18 protein-coding genes, 1 tRNA gene and 1 pseudogene are annotated in these 17,033 nt (G+C 65.5%); 10 read left to right on the top strand and 10 right to left on the bottom strand.

Annotated elements, in window-relative coordinates; translation table 11 throughout:
- Positions 1–272 precede the first annotated feature (272 nt).
- Positions 273–343 (bottom strand) — tRNA-Gly (locus NDI56_RS20170).
- A gap of 270 nt (positions 344–613) precedes the next feature.
- Between NDI56_RS20170 and NDI56_RS20165 the strand changes: the two genes are divergently transcribed.
- From NDI56_RS20165 to thsB, 3 genes are all read left to right on the top strand, one after another.
- Positions 614–1,447, top strand: coding sequence for an NAD+ synthase (locus NDI56_RS20165; protein WP_310921610.1), 834 nt, complete (start codon positions 614–616; stop codon positions 1,445–1,447).
- Between the two features lie 344 nt (positions 1,448–1,791).
- Complete coding sequence (locus NDI56_RS20160) at positions 1,792–2,181, top strand: DUF7383 domain-containing protein (protein ID WP_310921609.1); 390 nt, start codon at positions 1,792–1,794, stop codon at positions 2,179–2,181.
- A gap of 176 nt (positions 2,182–2,357) precedes the next feature.
- A complete protein-coding gene (gene thsB, locus NDI56_RS20155) occupies positions 2,358–4,031 on the top strand; it encodes a thermosome subunit beta (protein WP_417936047.1) in 1,674 nt (557 codons plus the stop codon).
- Between the two features lie 719 nt (positions 4,032–4,750).
- Here the strand turns inward: thsB and NDI56_RS20150 are convergent.
- Positions 4,751–5,470 (bottom strand): annotated as a pseudogene (locus NDI56_RS20150) (transposase).
- A gap of 159 nt (positions 5,471–5,629) precedes the next feature.
- Between NDI56_RS20150 and NDI56_RS20145 the strand changes: the two are divergent.
- From NDI56_RS20145 to NDI56_RS20135, 3 genes are all read left to right on the top strand, one after another.
- A complete protein-coding gene (locus tag NDI56_RS20145) occupies positions 5,630–5,869 on the top strand; it encodes an antitoxin VapB family protein (RefSeq protein WP_310921607.1) in 240 nt (79 codons plus the stop codon).
- Positions 5,866–6,258, top strand: coding sequence for a PIN domain-containing protein (locus tag NDI56_RS20140; protein ID WP_310921606.1), 393 nt, complete (start codon positions 5,866–5,868; stop codon positions 6,256–6,258). Before NDI56_RS20145 ends, NDI56_RS20140 begins: the two co-directional genes overlap by 4 nt.
- 357 nt (positions 6,259–6,615) lie before the next feature.
- Entirely contained in the window at positions 6,616–7,602 is a 987-nt protein-coding gene (locus NDI56_RS20135; RefSeq protein ID WP_310921605.1) for an ornithine cyclodeaminase family protein, read from the top strand.
- Here the strand turns inward: NDI56_RS20135 and NDI56_RS20130 are convergent.
- Both NDI56_RS20130 and NDI56_RS20125 read right to left on the bottom strand, forming a co-directional pair.
- Positions 7,599–7,811 (bottom strand): DUF7535 family protein, encoded by a 213-nt coding sequence (locus NDI56_RS20130; protein ID WP_310921604.1) that lies wholly within the window; start codon positions 7,809–7,811, stop codon positions 7,599–7,601. The two genes, NDI56_RS20135 and NDI56_RS20130, sit on opposite strands and share 4 nt — an antisense overlap.
- 44 nt (positions 7,812–7,855) lie before the next feature.
- On the bottom strand, positions 7,856–8,065 hold the full coding sequence (locus NDI56_RS20125; protein ID WP_310921603.1) for a DUF7535 family protein: 210 nt from the start codon (positions 8,063–8,065) through the stop codon (positions 7,856–7,858).
- Between the two features lie 96 nt (positions 8,066–8,161).
- On the opposite strand from NDI56_RS20125, the gene leuS reads away from it, so the two are divergent.
- Positions 8,162–10,831 (top strand): leucine--tRNA ligase, encoded by a 2,670-nt coding sequence (leuS, locus tag NDI56_RS20120; RefSeq protein WP_310921602.1) that lies wholly within the window; start codon positions 8,162–8,164, stop codon positions 10,829–10,831.
- A 162-nt stretch (positions 10,832–10,993) separates the two neighbouring features.
- Entirely contained in the window at positions 10,994–11,149 is a 156-nt protein-coding gene (locus NDI56_RS20115) for a hypothetical protein (RefSeq protein ID WP_310921601.1), read from the top strand.
- A gap of 10 nt (positions 11,150–11,159) precedes the next feature.
- Here the strand turns inward: NDI56_RS20115 and NDI56_RS20110 are convergent, their stop codons facing one another.
- Positions 11,160–11,609: a peroxiredoxin gene (locus NDI56_RS20110; RefSeq protein WP_310921600.1), complete on the bottom strand. Its 450-nt coding sequence runs from the start codon at positions 11,607–11,609 to the stop codon at positions 11,160–11,162.
- 1 nt (position 11,610) lies between these two features.
- Positions 11,611–12,015, bottom strand: a complete 405-nt coding sequence (locus NDI56_RS20105; RefSeq protein WP_310921599.1) for an Hsp20/alpha crystallin family protein — start codon at positions 12,013–12,015, stop codon at positions 11,611–11,613.
- 261 nt (positions 12,016–12,276) lie between these two features.
- Between NDI56_RS20105 and NDI56_RS20100 the strand changes: the two genes are divergently transcribed.
- Entirely contained in the window at positions 12,277–12,528 is a 252-nt protein-coding gene (locus NDI56_RS20100) for an AbrB/MazE/SpoVT family DNA-binding domain-containing protein (RefSeq protein WP_310921598.1), read from the top strand.
- A complete protein-coding gene (locus NDI56_RS20095; protein WP_310921597.1) occupies positions 12,529–12,963 on the top strand; it encodes a PIN domain-containing protein in 435 nt (144 codons plus the stop codon).
- A 96-nt stretch (positions 12,964–13,059) separates the two neighbouring features.
- Here the strand turns inward: NDI56_RS20095 and pheA are convergent, their stop codons facing one another.
- The 4 genes from pheA to lpdA form a co-directional block, all read right to left on the bottom strand.
- Complete coding sequence (gene pheA, locus NDI56_RS20090; protein WP_310921596.1) at positions 13,060–13,872, bottom strand: prephenate dehydratase; 813 nt, start codon at positions 13,870–13,872, stop codon at positions 13,060–13,062.
- 41 nt (positions 13,873–13,913) lie between these two features.
- Positions 13,914–14,744 (bottom strand): aldo/keto reductase, encoded by an 831-nt coding sequence (locus tag NDI56_RS20085; protein WP_310921595.1) that lies wholly within the window; start codon positions 14,742–14,744, stop codon positions 13,914–13,916.
- Between the two features lie 41 nt (positions 14,745–14,785).
- Positions 14,786–15,415 carry a hypothetical protein gene (locus NDI56_RS20080; protein ID WP_310921593.1) on the bottom strand — a complete coding sequence of 210 codons (630 nt, stop codon included), beginning with the start codon at positions 15,413–15,415 and terminating at the stop codon, positions 14,786–14,788.
- An 82-nt stretch (positions 15,416–15,497) separates the two neighbouring features.
- Positions 15,498–16,919: a dihydrolipoyl dehydrogenase gene (gene lpdA / locus NDI56_RS20075; protein ID WP_310921592.1), complete on the bottom strand. Its 1,422-nt coding sequence runs from the start codon at positions 16,917–16,919 to the stop codon at positions 15,498–15,500.
- Positions 16,920–17,033 lie beyond the last annotated feature (114 nt).

Below are 17,033 nucleotides of genomic sequence, written 5' to 3'. Positions count from 1 at the left end.
AGTTGCTGCTCGCGAATTGCTCGCAGCAAAATGCGCCGGCCGGGAGTGAGCAAACGCAACGCGTTTGCGAACATCGACCGGCAATCGACCGTAGGGAGTGCGCCGGCCGGGAATTGAACCCGATGGCGAGATTCATTTCTTTCGTCTCGCGTGATTCAATTCCCTCGATTCCGCAGTTGCTGCTCGCGAATTGCTCGCAGCAAAATGCGCCGGCCGGGAGTGAGCAAACGCAACGCGTTTGCGAACATCGGCCGGCAATCGACCGCAGGGAGTGCGCCGGCCGGGAATTGAACCCGGGCTATTGCCTTGGGAAGGCAATGTCCTACCACTGGACCACCGGCGCAGGGCACTCAGTTCGTTCGCTCGTGCGCCATGCATCGCGAATCCGCTGATTCGCTCGACACCGGCGCGTACCGTGTTCGCGCCGAGGTTCACAGTTCCCGTGGAACTGCTCGCCACCGCCGCTTGGTCGAACCGTCACACGGCGCGCACTTGAACGTAGCGTTTCCGGTGCTGTGGACACTGTGCCCGAAAGCGGCCCGGCGAGTGGACGCCCGTCCGAAAATACCGCCCCGATGGATGGGTATTTGTTCCGTGCGGCCGACTATCCTGTATGGCCGACGCCGACACCGTCATGCGAGCGACGGACCCGCTCGACCTCTCCTTCTCGGAGACCGAACTCGAGGCGCACCGCGAGCACATTACCGAGTTCATCGAGGGCCAGCTAGACGCCGCGGGCGTCGACCGCGCCGTGATGGGGCTGTCCGGCGGTATCGACAGCACGCTGGTCTCTCATCTGGCCGTGGAGGCGCTCGGGCGCGACGCCGTCCACGGGCTGGTGATGCCGAGCGAGGTCAACGCCGCCGACAACATGAGCGACGCCGAGCGGGTCGCCAACGACCTGCTGGGCATCGACTACGACGTCATCGAGATCAACCCGCTCGTCGACGCCTTCCTCGACGCCTACCCCGAGGCGGAGAGCGACCAGCTCGCCGTTGGGAACCTCCGCGTGCGCTGTCGCGCCGTGTTGAACTACCTCGTCGGGAACCACGAGGAGGCGCTGGTGCTGGGCACCGGCAATCGCAGCGAGGCGCTGGTGGGGTACTACACGAAGTACGGCGACGGGGCGGTGGACTGTCACCCCATCGCGACGCTGTACAAACAGCAGGTCCGCCAGCTCGCCAAACACGTCGGCGTCCCCGACGACCTCGCCGAGAAGACCGCGAGCGCGGAGATGTGGACGGGCCAGACCGACGCGACGGAGCTGGGGATGACCTACGACACGCTCGATTCCGTTCTCGCGTTGCACGTCGACGGCGGCGTCCCGAAAGACGCCACCGCCGACCACATCGGCGTCCCGCCGAGCGTCGTCGCGGACGTCCGGGAGATGTACGAGTCCAGCGCGCACAAGCGCGCGATGCCACCCGGTCCCGAGCCGCTCTACTGAGGCGGAGCTGGTGGGGACGCATTTGGTCGAGCGAACACGAGGTAACCAGCCAGAAAGCCCCGAGCTATGGGCTCCCGCGGCTCGTTGCGCTCCTCGGTCCGGCCTGCGGTGCTTACGTCGCCGGGGTTCGCCCATAGCTCGGCCCCTTTCAGACCCACCCACACCGGCTGGTCACACAGCGCTGGGTGGGACCGATCGGAGTCTCTGGCTCCGGGGTCGGGAGACGCGAAGCGTCTCTAGGGACTTCTAGCGGGGCTTTCTGGCCGACTACAGCGTGACTCGCGCATCCGGTTGTTCCTGCTAGGGCCACCGCAATTTATCAGCCAGCCGTCCGACGCTCCGGTATGTCACACCGGGCTAACTACGCTCGCTGTTCGTTCCAGCAACATCTCGGCCCGTCGGCCGACTCGCTGGACGTGTCCTGGGCCGAGTTCTCGGGGAACCGCACCGACGAGATCAGCTTCGAGGTCCCGACCGACGCGCCGGTCGAGCCGTACGTCGAGATGCAGGTGTACGACGTCGGCGAGTTCACCCACGAGATACGGGTCAACGGGGCCGAACTGACGGGCTTCGACATCGCGCCCGGCGAGGGCTGGCAGTACTGGATGGACACCATCGCCGACACGCAGCTCCAGCAGGGGCAAAACACCATCCAGTTCCGGCGCGACCGGGACACCGACGACGCCTTCATCGTCGGAACGGCCGTCGTCCACTGGAAAGAGCCCGTCGAGTGAGTACTTAAAACGCCGACGCGGCGGCGCACTGTCTGTGATACTCTGTCACACGGAACTGTGACGGTCCGACCGCAGTGCTGTGGTTTCGGGGCTGGCGCGGTGGTGTCGACCATCCGCCGCTCTCGACCGTTATCCCATACTTTTATATAGAACCACATACAATCTCCCCACTGTTTATGAGCCAGCGTCAAATGCAGGGCCAGCCGATGATCATCCTGGGAGAGGACTCCCAGCGGATGAAAGACAAGTCTGCACAGGAACACAACATCTCGGCCGCCCGGGCGGTCGCCGAGTCCGTTCGCTCGACACTCGGTCCGAAGGGGATGGACAAGATGCTCGTCTCCTCGATGGGGGACGTAACCGTCACGAACGACGGCGTCACCATCCTCACGGAGATGGACATCGACAACCCGACGGCCTCGATGATAGTCGAGGTCGCCGAGACTCAGGAGGACGAGGCCGGTGACGGCACCACCTCCGCCGTCGCCATCGCCGGCGAGCTCCTGAAAAACGCCGAGGACCTCCTCGACCAGGACATCCACCCGACGGCCATCATCAAGGGCTTCGACATGGCCGCCAAAGAGGCCAAAGACGAGATCGAGGCTATCTCGACCGAAGTCGACCCCGACGACGAGGAGCTCCTCCGGAAGGTCGCCGAGACCTCGATGACCGGCAAGGGCGCGGAGCTCAACAAGGAGCTGCTCGGCCAGCTCATCGTCGACGCCGTCGAGGCCGTCACGGTCGAGACCGAGGACGGCGGGCACGTCGTCGACCTCGAATACCTCAACATCGAGACCCAGACCGGCAGCGCCGCCGGCGACTCCGAACTGCTCGAAGGTGCCGTCGTCGACAAGGACCCCGTCCACGAGGAGATGCCGACCGAGGTCGAAGACGCCGAGGTCCTCCTGATGGACACCGCCATCGAACTGGAGGAGACCGAGGTCGACGCTCAGCTCTCCGTCGACGACCCGAGCCAGCTCCAGAACTTCCTCGACAAGGAAGAACAGCAGCTCAAGGACCTCGTCGACAAGGTCGCAGCCACCGGCGCGAACGTCCTGTTCTGCCAGAAGAACATCGACGACATGGCCCAGCACTACCTCGCCCAGAAGGGTATCCTCGCCGTCAAGCGGGCCAAGAAGTCCGACATCGAGTTCCTGAAGGAGGTTCTGGGCGCCAACGTCGTCTCGGACCTCGACTCCGCGAGCGAGGCCGACCTCGGACAGGGTTCGATCACCCGTGACGAGGCCGAGGGGCTGTTCTACGTCGAGGGCTCCAACGAGGACGCCCACGGCGTGACGCTCCTCCTGCGCGGCTCGACCGACCACGTCGTCGACGAGCTCGAACGCGGCGTCCAGGACGCCCTCGACGTCGTCGCCGCCACCGTCTCCCACGGTCAGGTGCTCGGCGGCGGCGGTGCCCCCGAGGTCGAGGTCGCCGCCCGACTGCGCGACTTCGCCGACGGCGTCGAAGGCCGCGAACAGCTCGCCGTCGAGGCCTTCGCCGACGCGCTGGAGATCATCCCGCGCACGCTCGCGAACAACGCCGGGCTGGACTCCATCGACACGCTGGTCGACCTCCGCGCTGCCCACGAGGACGGTCAGGTCAGCGCCGGCCTGAACGTCTTCAGCGGCGACGTCGAGGACACCCTCGAAACGGGTGTCGTCGAGCCGTCACACGCGAAGCGACAGGCGATCTCCTCTGCTGCAGAGGCCGCGAACCTCGTGCTCAAGATCGACGACATCATCGCCGCGGGCGACCTCTCGACCTCCGGTGACGGGGACGAGGGCGGCCCCGGCGGCCCAGGCGGCGCGCCCGGCGGTATGGGCGGCGGCATGGGCGGCATGATGTAAGCCCACTTTTTGCACTTCACTCGCGCCGCTTTGCGGCGCTCGTTCAGGCAAAAACTTGGGGAAAAATCGCTGCGTGCTCCCTCGCGCCGCTTCGCGGCGCAACGGTCCGCGCGCCGCGGCTGAACCGGCGCGCTGCGCGCGCCGGATGGTCTTTTACGATTTTGCTATATCTCACTGTCGCTAAAATCCCACCTAACACCTTCAGGCAACACGGCTCTGTTGAAATCCTAATACCCAGACACTATTCTTGGTGTATCAATCGTGCGCACCGAGCTTCAATCGCTAGGAGACGATTGCGAAGTAGATGGTGCTTCGTTATCGGTATTGCTGGGGGACTCGTGTGCAAGTGCCACACCAGCATACACGCCACCGAGCCAGAGACAACCCAGGAAAACCACAATGGACAGATCATCGGAGAGAAGCGTACTGTTTGGTGTAAGAAGCATCAGCGTGGGTCCCAGCACACCGACGAGAGTGTACCAGAATTTCGAGTGAGGACCAGACCATCTGGTTCGATATTGGGGATACGCAAGAAAACCGTACCCTGCGATTGACGACGTAACTGCAATACTGCCCCCAATCCACAAATCCCCACGCTGTATTCCAAAGACATAGCCAAGTACGGCACCGATTCCGATACCGACCAACGCCGAGGACCAAGACTTCATGATGGACACAACAATTGGATCGGCGATAAATTATTCCTCTGAACCTGCTAATCAGAGTGATCGGTCGATGTTGTGGGTGAAACAGGCGATGGTGAGTTCCCGAAACTGTTTCCACCAGTGCTGTGAGCGGACGAATGCGCCGTATCTCCGCTTGAGCGTAGAGTTGACTGTCTCGGATTGACTACGCTGGCCGTAGAGATCCGCATCCAACCGAGCATTCCACGCCTTGTGGAGTGACGAGAACGCTCGATGCTTGATGAGCGACGGCGCAATTTTCGAGTCGTGTTTTCGTGTCGTCGTCACGTGTACGTCGATGATTGCGTTCGACCTCGTGTCTACGAGGAGCGTGACTTTCAACTACTGAATCGTCAACTTCGCTCGCTTTGTGTAGTGTTTTGAGGCGTGGCTGCGGTCGAACCCGGAGGCATCGATACCGACGACACCGTTGGTCGGAAGGAGTGTGACCGAAAGGTTGAGCAGGACACGCCATACGGCCATGTCGAGGCGATTGAACGCCTTACACAGTGTCGAAGGTGTTGGAAGTTCCTCAAGGTCGATGGCTCTACGAATCCGAGGCATCTCGATCAGCTCGTCGAGAAGCATCCGGTACGTCGTATTCTTTCGTACCTTGAGACAGAGCAAGACGATGTGCTGGTGAAGTGTGTACCGCTGTTTTGAGAACTTCGACGAGTAGCGAGCACCCGCACGACGAGCCAAGTGATACGCCTGCTTAACGAACCGAAGCAACTGCGACTTTGGGAGGGCCTGCATTCAGTTGCACTACCGCTCGAATCTGTAACTCTCTGAGGCTTTCAACAGAGCCGGCAACACATTTCGTGACGCCACCCGTGCGCCTATTGGGTTGCCCGTTCCGTTCCATGGTTTGTCCCCACAAGGATTAATCCCTGTCAACGCGAACGTCAACGCAAAATGGCGACCGCAGATGAGCAGATTCGAGTTAGTGATACGGTGAAGCGAGAACTTGACCGCCGCCGGCGGGAGGGCGAGAGCTATAACGATGTGTTGCAGCGGATGCTTGAGGACGACCGCGACCTCATGGCTGGGTTCGGCCGGTGGTCGGACAAACAGGCTGACCGGGTCCGAAAGACACGTGAAAAGTCCAAGCAGAAGTCGAAAGACCGGATGCGTCGGCTGGCGGATGACGAATGAAAGTACTCAACGCGACGTTTCTCATCGACTATCTCAACGGTGTCGACGCCACCGCCGAGTACCTACTGGCCCATGACGATGAACGGTTCATTCTCCCGGCCCCAGCGTACGCCGAGATCCTTGTCGGAGAGGGGAACGCCCCGGACGGGGATGTAGCAGCGGTAAAAGCTGACCTCTCGTGGGGTGAGGTTTACGAGACCGACGAGGAGACGGCAGAGATAGCCGGCGAAATCGCTAGCGAGGTTGGACCGCAAGGCCCGTTCCTCGTGGGGATGGACGGTCTCATCGCTGCCGTGGGCCGGGAACTTGATGCGCCCGTGGTCTCCGGGGACAGTGACCTCACGCGCGAAGAGACCAAACAGGTCGTTGACGTCGAAGAGTACCGTTGAGTGACAGTGTCTGGTTGTCTTCAGGTGTGGTCCCTGTGCTCGCTGTTATGCAGAACCGTGGCGGACCCCCGATAACGGAACAATCAACGTTAAACCGGTCAGTTCACCATCTGTACTGACCACTGTACCTGTCACTCCTCAGTCTCCACGATATCCACGTCCAGCAGTTGCCTCGCCGGACCCCCATCGAAATCGGCCGCGTCACAGGTGACGAACGTCGCGGCGTGGAGGGTAGACGCTCTGCCCGTCTCGAACAGGACACGGATACGGCTCGAAACAGTCTCTCCGGACGCTGGTTCGCAGTTCCGGACACACACCGCGTCGGCTTTTAAGTGCAGCCGCGCCCCAGACTAGCGCATGCAGACGCTGTTGCTCGGTCCCGACGACGTGGCGGAACACGCCGATCTGCCGTCGGTCATCGACGCCGTGGCGGCCGCGTTCGCGGCCGATGCCCGCGGCGACACCATCATGCCGGCCAAGTCCTACATCGACCTCCCCGCGTACAACGGCGACTTCCGGTCGATGCCGGCGTACGTCCATGCGGGCGACTGGGACGCCGCGGCTGTGAAGTGGGTCAACGTCCATCCGGACAACCCCGCCGACCACGACCTGCCCACGGTACTGGGGACGCTCATCTATTCGGACCCCGAGACAGCGTTCCCGCTTTCGGTGATGGACGGGACGAACCTCACACGCCTGCGGACGGGCGCGGCGGCCGCGGTGGCGACCGACCATCTCGCTGTCCCCGACGCGGACTCGCTGGGGCTCGTCGGGGCCGGCGTCCAGTCGTACACCCAACTGGAAGCTATCGCGGCGGTGCGGGACATCGAGCGGGTGGTCATCGCCGACCAGAGCGCCGAGAAACAGCAGGCCTTCGTCGACCAGTTCGCCGGACGCTTCGACGCCCGGGCGGGGTCTATCGCCGAGGCCGCTGCGTGTGACGTGCTCTCGACGATAACCCCCGTCGAGTCGCCCATCGTCGACCGGGAGTGGCTGGGCGAGCACACTCACGTCAACGCTATCGGGGCCGACGCCGCCGGGAAGCACGAACACGCCGACCGGACCCTGCTCGACGCGAAGCTCGTCATCGACGACTACGAGCAGTGCACCCACTCCGGTGAAATCAACGTCCCGTGGAGCGAGGGCGTCCTGCGCGACGACGACATCTACGGGGAACTCGGCGCTATCGTCGCCGGCGAGCTGGCCGGGCGGGAGCCGAGTGACGGTCTCACCCTCTTTGACTCGACGGGACTGGCGATTCAGGACGTGGCGGCGGCCCACGTCGCCTACGAGAACGCCCGCGAGGCCGGCGAGGGGACCGAGTTCTCGCTCGTGGGGACCTAACTCGGTGTCAGCGCTTCGGTCGCTTTCGAGATGAGCCAGACGATGAGGATGAACGGGAGCAGCGGAAAGAGCAGGACGAGCAACCCGAGGAGCATCCCCCAGCCGATGGCGTCCATGCTCTCGTTCGGGCGCGTTCGCGAGGAGGGTGTCACCGACCGGAGCGGTTCCGGGAGGAGGGAATCGCCGGCCTCGTCGGAGTCTGCTGACATAGTTCTCGGTTCGTCGGCCCGACGAATAAACGTATCTCCGCCGGTCACCGCCGCCCCAGCGCCCCCCTGGCCCTGTCGATAAGCCAGATGACGAGGAGAAGCGGGAGGACGGGGAGCAACAGGATGAGCAGCCCCAGGAATATCAGCCAGCCGATGACGTCCATCTGGGCGTCGGGATGCGTTCCCGACGGCGGCGTCACCGTTCGGAGCGGCCCGGGGAGCCGCGAATCGTCGCCGTCGTCGGCGTCACTCATACTGATTGATACGTCTGTGACGGGCATAAGGCCACGGCCGATTTCTGGGTCCCGTGAAGGGAAAGCTATAGCAACGTCGGTGTCCGACCCACTATCATGACTACGACCGGCGAGGAGCGCGAGCGGGCGTTCGACCACAGCGAGGTCGAGCCGCGCTGGCAGTCGGCCTGGGACGAGGCCGACGTGTTCCGCATCGACGACGACGCCACCGACCCCGAGTACGTGCTGGCGATGTTCCCCTACACCTCGGGGCAACTGCATATGGGCCACGTCCGCAACTACACTATCACGGACGCCTTCGCCCGCTTCGAGCGGATGCGCGGGGAGAGCGTGCTCCACCCGATGGGGTGGGACTCCTTTGGCTTGCCCGCCGAGAACGCCGCCGAGGAGCGCGATACGAACCCGCGGGACTGGACGATGAAATGCATCGACCAGATGCGCGACCAGTTCGTCGAGATGGGCTTTGGCTACGACTGGGAGCGGGAGGTCACCACCTGCGAACCGGAGTACTACCAGTGGAACCAGTGGCTGTTCAAGCAGTTCCGCGAGGCCGGTCTGGTCGAGCGCCAGGCGGCAGAGCTGAACTGGTGTCCCTCCTGTGAGACGGTGCTGGCGGACGAGCAGGTCGAGGGCGAGGCGGAACTGTGCTGGCGGTGTGACACCCCCATCGAACACCGCGAGATGGACCAGTGGTTCCTCACCATCACCGACTACGCCGAGGAGCTACTGGACGGGCTGGACGGTCTGGAGGGTTGGCCCAACAACGTCCGGGAGATGCAGCGCAACTGGATCGGCAAGCAGGAGGGCGCCAGCGTCGCCTTCGAGGTCTCCGAGTACGGCGAAGTCGACATCTTCACGACGCGGCTGGACACCATCCACGGCGCGACCTACTTCTCGCTGGCGCCGGGCCACCCGGTCGCTCGGGAAATCGCCGAGGAGAACGACGAGGTGGCCGACTACGTCGAGATGGCCGAGCAGGCCGAGGCGGACGACTTGGAAGTCACCTCCGGCGTCTTCACCGGCGAGTACGCGACGAATCCGGCGACCGGCGAGGAGATTCCGGTCTACGTCGCCGACTACGTCCTGACCGACGTGGGCACCGGCGCGCTCTATGCGGTGCCGGCCCACGACGACCGCGACCACGAGTTCGCACAGCACCACGATATCGATATCGAGCAGGTCGTCGAGCCCGTCGCCGATGCCGACGTGGATCCCGAGGACGTCGACGTTCAGGAGGCGGCCTACACCGAAGACGGCCTGCTGGTCAACAGCGGCGAGTTCGACGGGCTCACGAGCGCGGAGGCCCGCGAGGAGTTCGTCGAGGTGTTCGACGGCGAACACCGAACGGAGTACAACCTGCGTGACTGGGGTATCTCGCGACAGCGCTACTGGGGCACCCCGATTCCGATGATTCACTGCGAGGACTGTGGCTACGTCGAAGTCCCCGACGAGGACCTGCCGGTCGAACTGCCGGAGTTCGTCCACACCACCGGCAACCCCCTCGATGCGGCCGAGGAGTGGAAACAGACGAGCTGTCCGGACTGTGGGGGCAGCGCCGTTCGGGAGACCGACACGATGGACACGTTCGTCGACTCCTCGTGGTACTTCCTGCGGTACGTCTCGCCCGAGCTCGCCGACGCGCCCTTCGACACCGCGCGGGCGAGCGACTGGATGCCCGTCGACCAGTACGTCGGCGGCATCGAACACGCCGTGATGCACCTGCTGTACGCCCGCTTCTTCACGAAGGTGCTCGACGACGTCGACCTGCTCGACGGCGTTCGCGAGCCGTTCGTGAACCTCACGAACCAGGGGATGGTGCTGGGCGAGAACGGCAACAAGATGTCCAAGAGCCGCGGCAACGGCGTCTCGCCACAGCGAATCATCGACGAGTACGGCGCCGACACCGCCCGGCTGTTCATCATGGAGGCCGCCCAGCCCGAGAAGGAGTTCGCCTGGAGCGCCGAGGGGGTGCAGTCGGCCCACAGCTTCCTGCAGAACGTCTACCGGCTGGTCGACGAGTTCGCGGACGGCGAGATCACGTTCGGAGAAGGGGGCGAGATTGCGGAGTACGTCGCCCGCGAAATCGACGCCACGGCCGCCCGCGCCACCGAGGAGTACGAGCGGTTCCGCTTCAACCACGCTCTGCAGGCGGTGCGTGAACTGGTCTCCCTGCTGCGCCGGTACCGGGAGGCCACGGACCCCGACCGGGCGACCTTCGAGCGCGGGCTGGTGACCGCCGCCAAACTGCTGGCGCCGGTCGCGCCCCACGTCGGCGAGGAGCTGTGGCAGCAACTGGACGGTGACGGACTGATCGCCGAGACCGAGTGGCCCAGCGCCGAGGCACCCGCCGACTACGACATCGAGCGCCGGCTGGTCGAGAACACCCGCGAGGACGTCCGGGACATCGTCGACACGGTCGGCATCGAGAACCCCGAGACCATCACGCTCGCGGTGGCGCCCGACTGGAAGCACGAGGTCGTCTCGATAGCTCGCGAGGCCGACAACGTCGTCCCCGCGGTGATGCAAAACGAGGAGCTCCAGCGCCACGGCGAGGCCGCCGCCGACTTCGCGAAGACGCTGGCCGGCCGGGCCAACATCGACGAACACCTGCCGCCCGAGCGCGAACTGAGCGCGCTCCGGCGGGCCGCGTGGCTCGTCGAGCGCGAGTTCGGCGCCGACGTGGTGGTTCAGTCGGCCGAGGAGGCCGACGACAGCCTCGCGTCGAAAGCCGAACCGGGTCGGCCCGCTATCGACATCGAGGCGTAACTGCGGGCTATCCGGCCTTCCGCCGGTCTCGCGTTGGTCGGCGCTGTCCGCCAGGTTTCATTTCGCCGGACAACCGAGTAGCGCATATGACTCGCGAGAGTGCAGGGGATTCGGAGTTGCGAGGGGGGCTCACGACCGACCGGAAACACGTTCTCGCTCGGCGTGGTCGTCGGGACCCTCACGAACTTGGTTCTCGCGCCCGATGCGGGTCTCGGATTTCTGCTCGTCGCGGCCTTCGGGTTCGTCTCGAGGATGCTCTTCAAAATCGTCGGGGCCGTCGTCGCCGGTACGCTGACCAGTGTGGTGCTCGCGTCGTAGGCTGTCGTGACTACGTCCGGAGCAACCCCGCTTCGCCGAGGTCCCGGAGCACGTCGCTCGCGTGGCCGTCCGGCCGCACGCCCTCGTACAGCCCGACGACCTGGTTGTGGGCGATGACGAACGTCGTCCGCCGGGCGTGGCCGTCGACGAGTTCCACGCCGAACGCCTCGGCGACGTTGCCGTCGGAGTCAGCGAGCAGGTCGAAGGAGACGTTCTCGCTCTCGGCGAAGGCGGCGTGGCTCTCGACGTCGTCGGTCGAGACGCCGTACACCGAGACGCCGTACTCCTCGTAGCGGTCGGCCTCGTCCTCGAACTCCCTGGCCTCGGTGGCACAGCCCGGCGTGTCGTCTTTCGGGTAGAAGTACAGCACCGTCGGCGTCGCGAAGTCGGGGCGGACCCGCTCGCCGCGCTGGTTCTCGGCGACGACGTCGGGGACCGACTCGCCGGGTTCGAGCACCATCTCAGTTCACCGGGATGTTGGTCCCGCCGTCGTCCTCGGCGGTGACTTTCGGCAGCGTGACCGTGAGCACGCCCCCTTCGTAGCTCGCGGCCGTCTCGCTCTCCTCGACCGCTTCGGGGAGCCTGACCGTCCGGCTCGTCGACTGCCGGCGGCGCTCGCGCTGGACGTAGGTTCCGCTCTCGACCTCGCTCTCCTCGCTTTGCTCCGCGCTGATAGTGAGGGTTCGTCCCTCGGCCAGCTGGACGTCGATGTCGTCGCTGTCGTAGCCGGGGAGGTCGGCGTGGACGACGAAGCTGTCGCCCTCGTCGACGACGTCGGTCGGGACGGTGCCGGCGGCGACGCCGAACTGGTCGCCCAGCACGTCGAAGGCGCGCTCTATCTCTCCGAGTGGGTCGCGGTCGCTCATGGGCGAGTGTACACGCTCCCGGAACTTAAGGACTTGAGCGTTCAGCCGGAGTTAGTGCGGTTCCTCTCCGTCGGTCGTCAGAACGTCCCCTCGCCGCATGTATCCCCCGGGCCGTTCAGGCCGCCTCGTCAGGCAGCATCGGCTCTGTCGATGGGGCTGACACGAAGGCCGTGCTGAATACAGAGGGTGTATGTTTCAGCCGAGGCGAGCTAGTGTGGGCGCACACTATAGTTTATCCGGGATGGTCTCGTAGTCCGATATATGAGTAGTGATAGCGTCGACTCCGAGAGCAAGGTTTCGGGGAACCAGGCGAACATTCCCGCCCGCATCCGTCGGGAGCTCGACATCGACGATGGTGACAAACTCCGCTGGCACATCGAGGACAGCGGGACGCTCCGTGTGCAGGTTGTCCAGCAACGTAGCGGTACGTTCAGTGACTTCGACGGCTACGAGGGCGGTGAGGCGACAGCGGTCGAGAGCGAACACGATAACTGGGGCGTAGATTCCGAATAGATGCCGCGCGTACTCGTCGATACGACTGTTCTCTTCGCGGCGACGTACCGCCGAGACAGCGCTCACGATGCTGCTCTCCCTATCCTCAAGGGAATCGATACCGCTGCTCTGCCGGAAGCGGTTGTCCTCGATTACGTGCTCGCCGAGACACTCAATGGATTAACAACACACGCTGGTCATGGCGCCGCTGTCGACTTTCTCGATCGGGTCGAAGAGAACACGCGATTCCACATCGACTCGTTGACGGCGGACGGGTTTGCCACAGCGAAAGCGCTCTTTCGACACCACGAGCGCTTTTCGTTCGTCGACTCCTGTATCGTCGCACATATGCAAGCAGAGGGACTCGGGTATCTCTACGCGTTCGACGATGATTTCGACGCTGCCGAGGACGTCTACCGCCTCGACATCGCAACAAACCCATATCAGCCAGAGTGACCGAAACGCGCCCTGTATCCAGCACCGCCGCCGCCGGAACGTCTCACCGAACGAGACAGACCGGGCCGAACAACCGGACGCTGACGCCCACCCCGTCTAATCTATCACGGTCTCGGTGTCGTAGGAGCCGAGATGACGGACCCAGCCCTTCTCCGCGAGTGCTTCGATGTCCGCCAGCGCCTTCTGGGTGCGCTCCTCGTAGAGCCCGGCGGCGACGTCGATGTGGAAGACGTAGTCGCCGAGTCGCTCGCCGCTTGGGCGCGATTCGACGCGCGTGAGATTGATGTCGCGGTCGGCGAAGGGTTCCAGCAGTTCGAGCAACAGTCCGGGGTAGTCGGCGTTGGGGTAGACGATGAAGGAGGTCTTGCCGCCGCCTTCGGCGCGCTCGCTGGTCGGCGCGACGGCGACGAAGCGGGTCGCGTTCGAGGACTGGTCCTGGATGTCCTCGGCCAGCAACTGGAGGCCGTCGCCGGCGTTGTCCGGGTGGCCGATGGCGGCCACGTCGGGGTCCTCGCGGGCGCGCTCGACGCCGCGGGCCGTCGAGGCGACGGCCTCCACGTCGACGCCGGGGTAGTGTTCCTCCAGCCAGCCGCGACACTGGGCCAGCGCCTGTGCGTGGCTGGCGACGAGCGAGAACGAGTCGTCCTGTGCCAGCAGGGCGTGGCGGATGGGCGTGATTATCTCCCGGACGACGGCCACGTCGTGGTTGGTGAACGCGTCGAGCGACTCCGTGACCGACCCCTCGATGCTGTTCTCGACGGGGACGACGCCGCGGTCGGCCTCGCCGTCGGCGACGGCCTCGACGATAGCGGTCATCGATTCGGCGAAGGCGATGTCGCCGTCGTCGGCGACTGCCCGGGCGGCCCGGTGGGAGTACGTCCCGGACGGCCCCAGCGTGATAGTCGTCATGTGGAGCGGTACTCCGTTCGGGGACAAAAGGACGGTGGTCGTCAGCTGAGCGTCGCCAGTTCCGCGTCCGTGAGTTCGATGTCGGCGGCGGCGACGTTCTGCTCCAGATGCGCGATGTCGGCGGTCCCCGGAATCGGCAGCGTCACCTCGGAGGACCGCAGGAGCCACGCCAGCGCTATCTGGTGGGGCGTGGCCTCGTGGGCGTCGGCGATATCGCCGATGCCGTCGACCTCATCGAGGTCCCCGGCCGCGAGCGGGAACCACGGGATGAAGCCGACGCCGTAGTTCTCACACGCGTCGAGGACTGCCTGGGCGTCGCGGTTGGCGACGTTGTACTGGTTCTGGACCGTCGCCACGTCGACGATATCGCGGGCCGTCTCCAGCTGGTCGACGCTGACGTTCGAGAGGCCGACGTGGCGAATCAGCCCCTCGTCTTTCAGCTCCGCCAGCGCGTGGACGGAGTCCTCGAAGGGGGTGTCCGGGTCGGGCCGGTGGAGCTGGTAGAGGTCGATGGTGTCGACGCCCAGCCGGTCCAGCGAACAGAGGTGGGCGTTGCGGAGGTAGTCGGGGTCGCCGTGGGCGAGCCAGTCGCCGTCGGTGTTGCGCAGCAGGCCCCCTTTCGTCGCGACGACGAGATCCTCGCGGCCGGGGTCGAGCGCCTCGCCGATGAGCCGTTCGGAGACGCCGGGGCCGTAGGAGTCGGCGGTGTCGATGAAGTCGACGCCGAGTTCGACGGTCCGTCGCAGTACGTCGTGAGCGTTCCCGACGTCGTCCGGCTCGCCGATGACGCCGTCGCCGGTGAGGCGCATCGCGCCGAAGCCGAGTCGGTTGACCGTCAGGTCGCCACCGATGTCGAAGGTGTCGTTGGCCATGCCCCAATCTGGCGGGCGAGGCTGAAAGGTGGCCGGGGTAGTCACTCGCCGCGTTGCCGGGCCAGCGACAGCCGCACGGAGAGATAGCTCCCCGCGTAGAAGACGGCGACGCTGGCGCTGAAAGCCACCAGCGAGACCGTGGCGACGGGGAGGCCGATACCAGAGGCGACGAAGGGGTTGGCCCCTGCCGTCGCGATGTAGCTACTGAGGGCCGCCTCGCCGCCGAGGCCCACGGCGAACAGACAGACCGTCAGCAGGATGGCCAGCCCGCCGGTGCCGAGCCCGACGTATCTGGCGAAGTCCTCGACGTCGAGCGCCGTGTGAGCCTGCGATTCCGACAGCGGCGCCTGCCGGAGGCGGTACAGCGCCGTCCCGACGAGCAGCGCCGCGCCGAGCAGTTCCAACAGCCCGCCGAACACGCCCAACAGCAGTACCTTCGGCGAGGCGGTGCCGGGGTCGGTCGCGGGGAGGAAGCCGGCGACGCTCTGCGGGAAGAGCCCGTACACCGGGAGCAGTACCGCGAGCAGTCCGAGCAGCGCGCTCTGGAGCGTCAGCGTGCGCGGGACCGACTGGCGGAGGAAGGCGTGGCGTTCGTAGCGGACGCGTTCGTACGTACTACCGGAGAGAATCGCGCTCGTGATGTGGTCGTCTGACGGAGTGTCGGTGGTCATATATCTTGCCGGTTCTGGCGGTGGTTTCCCAAGCGAGAATATAACTTTTGTGACTGCTTTTGAGGCTGCCCTCGTGGGCTCCTCACTGCGTGTGGATGGCCTCGCCGCGAGCGGCCTTGGCGGCCTCGTGGACGGCCTCGGAGAGCGTGGGATGGGTGTGTATCGTCCCCGCGATATCTTCGAGTCGCGCGCCCAGTTCGATGGCCAGCCCGACCTCGGCGACGAGTTCGGAGGCCTCGGGGCCGACAATCTGGGCCCCGAGCAGGAACTCCGTATCCGCGTCGGCGACGAGCCGGACGAACCCCTCGCGCTCGTCGAGCGTCAGCGCCCGGCCGCTCGCTCTGAGCGGCATCTCGCCGACGACGGGGTCGAAGCCGGCCTCGCGGGCCTCGGCGTACGTCATGCCGACGGTCCCGATTTCGGGGTCGGTGAAGACGGCGGCGGGGACGGCCTGGTGGTCCAGGGCCGACGGCTCGCCCGCCGCGACCTCGGCGGCCACCTCGCCCTCGGCCATCGCCTTGTGGGCCAGCATCGGCTCACCGGCCACGTCGCCGACGGCGAAGACGCCGTCCAGCTCGGTCCGGGCCTGCTCGTCCGTCGCGAGGAACCCGTCCCCGTCGGGGTCGAGGTCGACGTTGTCGAGGCCGAGCGTGTCGGTGACCGGTTCGCGACCGACGGCCACGAGGGCCTTCTCGGCGTGGTACTCCTCGATGCCGTCGTCCTCGTCGGTCGTCGCCACGCGGATGCGCCCGTCGTCGAGGGGCTCCCAGCCGCTCGCGGCCTCGCCGAAGGCGAAGCCGACGCCCAGCGACTCGGCGCGCTCGCGCACCACGGCGGCCACGTCGTCCTCGTAGCCCGGCAACACGTCGTCCAGCATCTCGACGACGGTCACGTCCGCGCCGAGCTTCGCGAACACCGTCGACAGCTCCATCCCGATGTAGCCCGCCCCGACGACGAGCAGGTCGTCGGGCACCGTTTCGAGGGCCAGCGCCTCGCGCGAGGAGAGGATCTGCTCGCCGTCGAAGGGCAGGTCCGGTACCTCGATGGGCCGGCTCCCGGTCGCGACGACGGCGTGCTCGAAGGCGACGGTCTCGGAGCCCTGCCCCTCGCCGCCGTGGGCCACCCGGACCGTCTCCTCGTCGACGAACTCGGCGGTCCCCTCGACGAGATTGACCCCCGCGGACTTACACAGCGACTCGACGCCCCGCGTCAGCCGGGTGACCACCCCGTCTTTCCACTCCGTCATCGCGTTCATGTCGACGGCGGGGTCCGCGAAGACGCCCATCCCCTCGGCCTCCCGGGCGTCGTGGGCCACGTCGGCCGCCGAGATGAGCGCTTTCGAGGGGATACAGCCGTGGTTGAGACAGGTCCCCCCGTAGGCGTCCCGTTCGACCAGCGTCGTATCGAGGCCCAGCTGGGCGCCTCTGATGGCGGCGACGTAGCCGCCCGGCCCGCCACCGATGACCAGTAACTCCGTTCCCGTGGTAACGTCTCCAACGACCATACGCGTGTCTCGACGCCCGCCCGGATAAAGGGGCCGAGCTAGGAGCCGTCGCGGACACTGCGTTCGGCACCGCCACTGCGAACAGCCGGAAAGCCCCGAAGGCGCTTCGCACAT

Source organism: Halomicroarcula saliterrae, assembly GCF_031624395.1.
GTDB classification, from domain to species: Archaea; Halobacteriota; Halobacteria; order Halobacteriales; family Haloarculaceae; genus Haloarcula; species Haloarcula saliterrae.
This window is presented reverse-complemented; position numbering and strand designations above follow the sequence as displayed.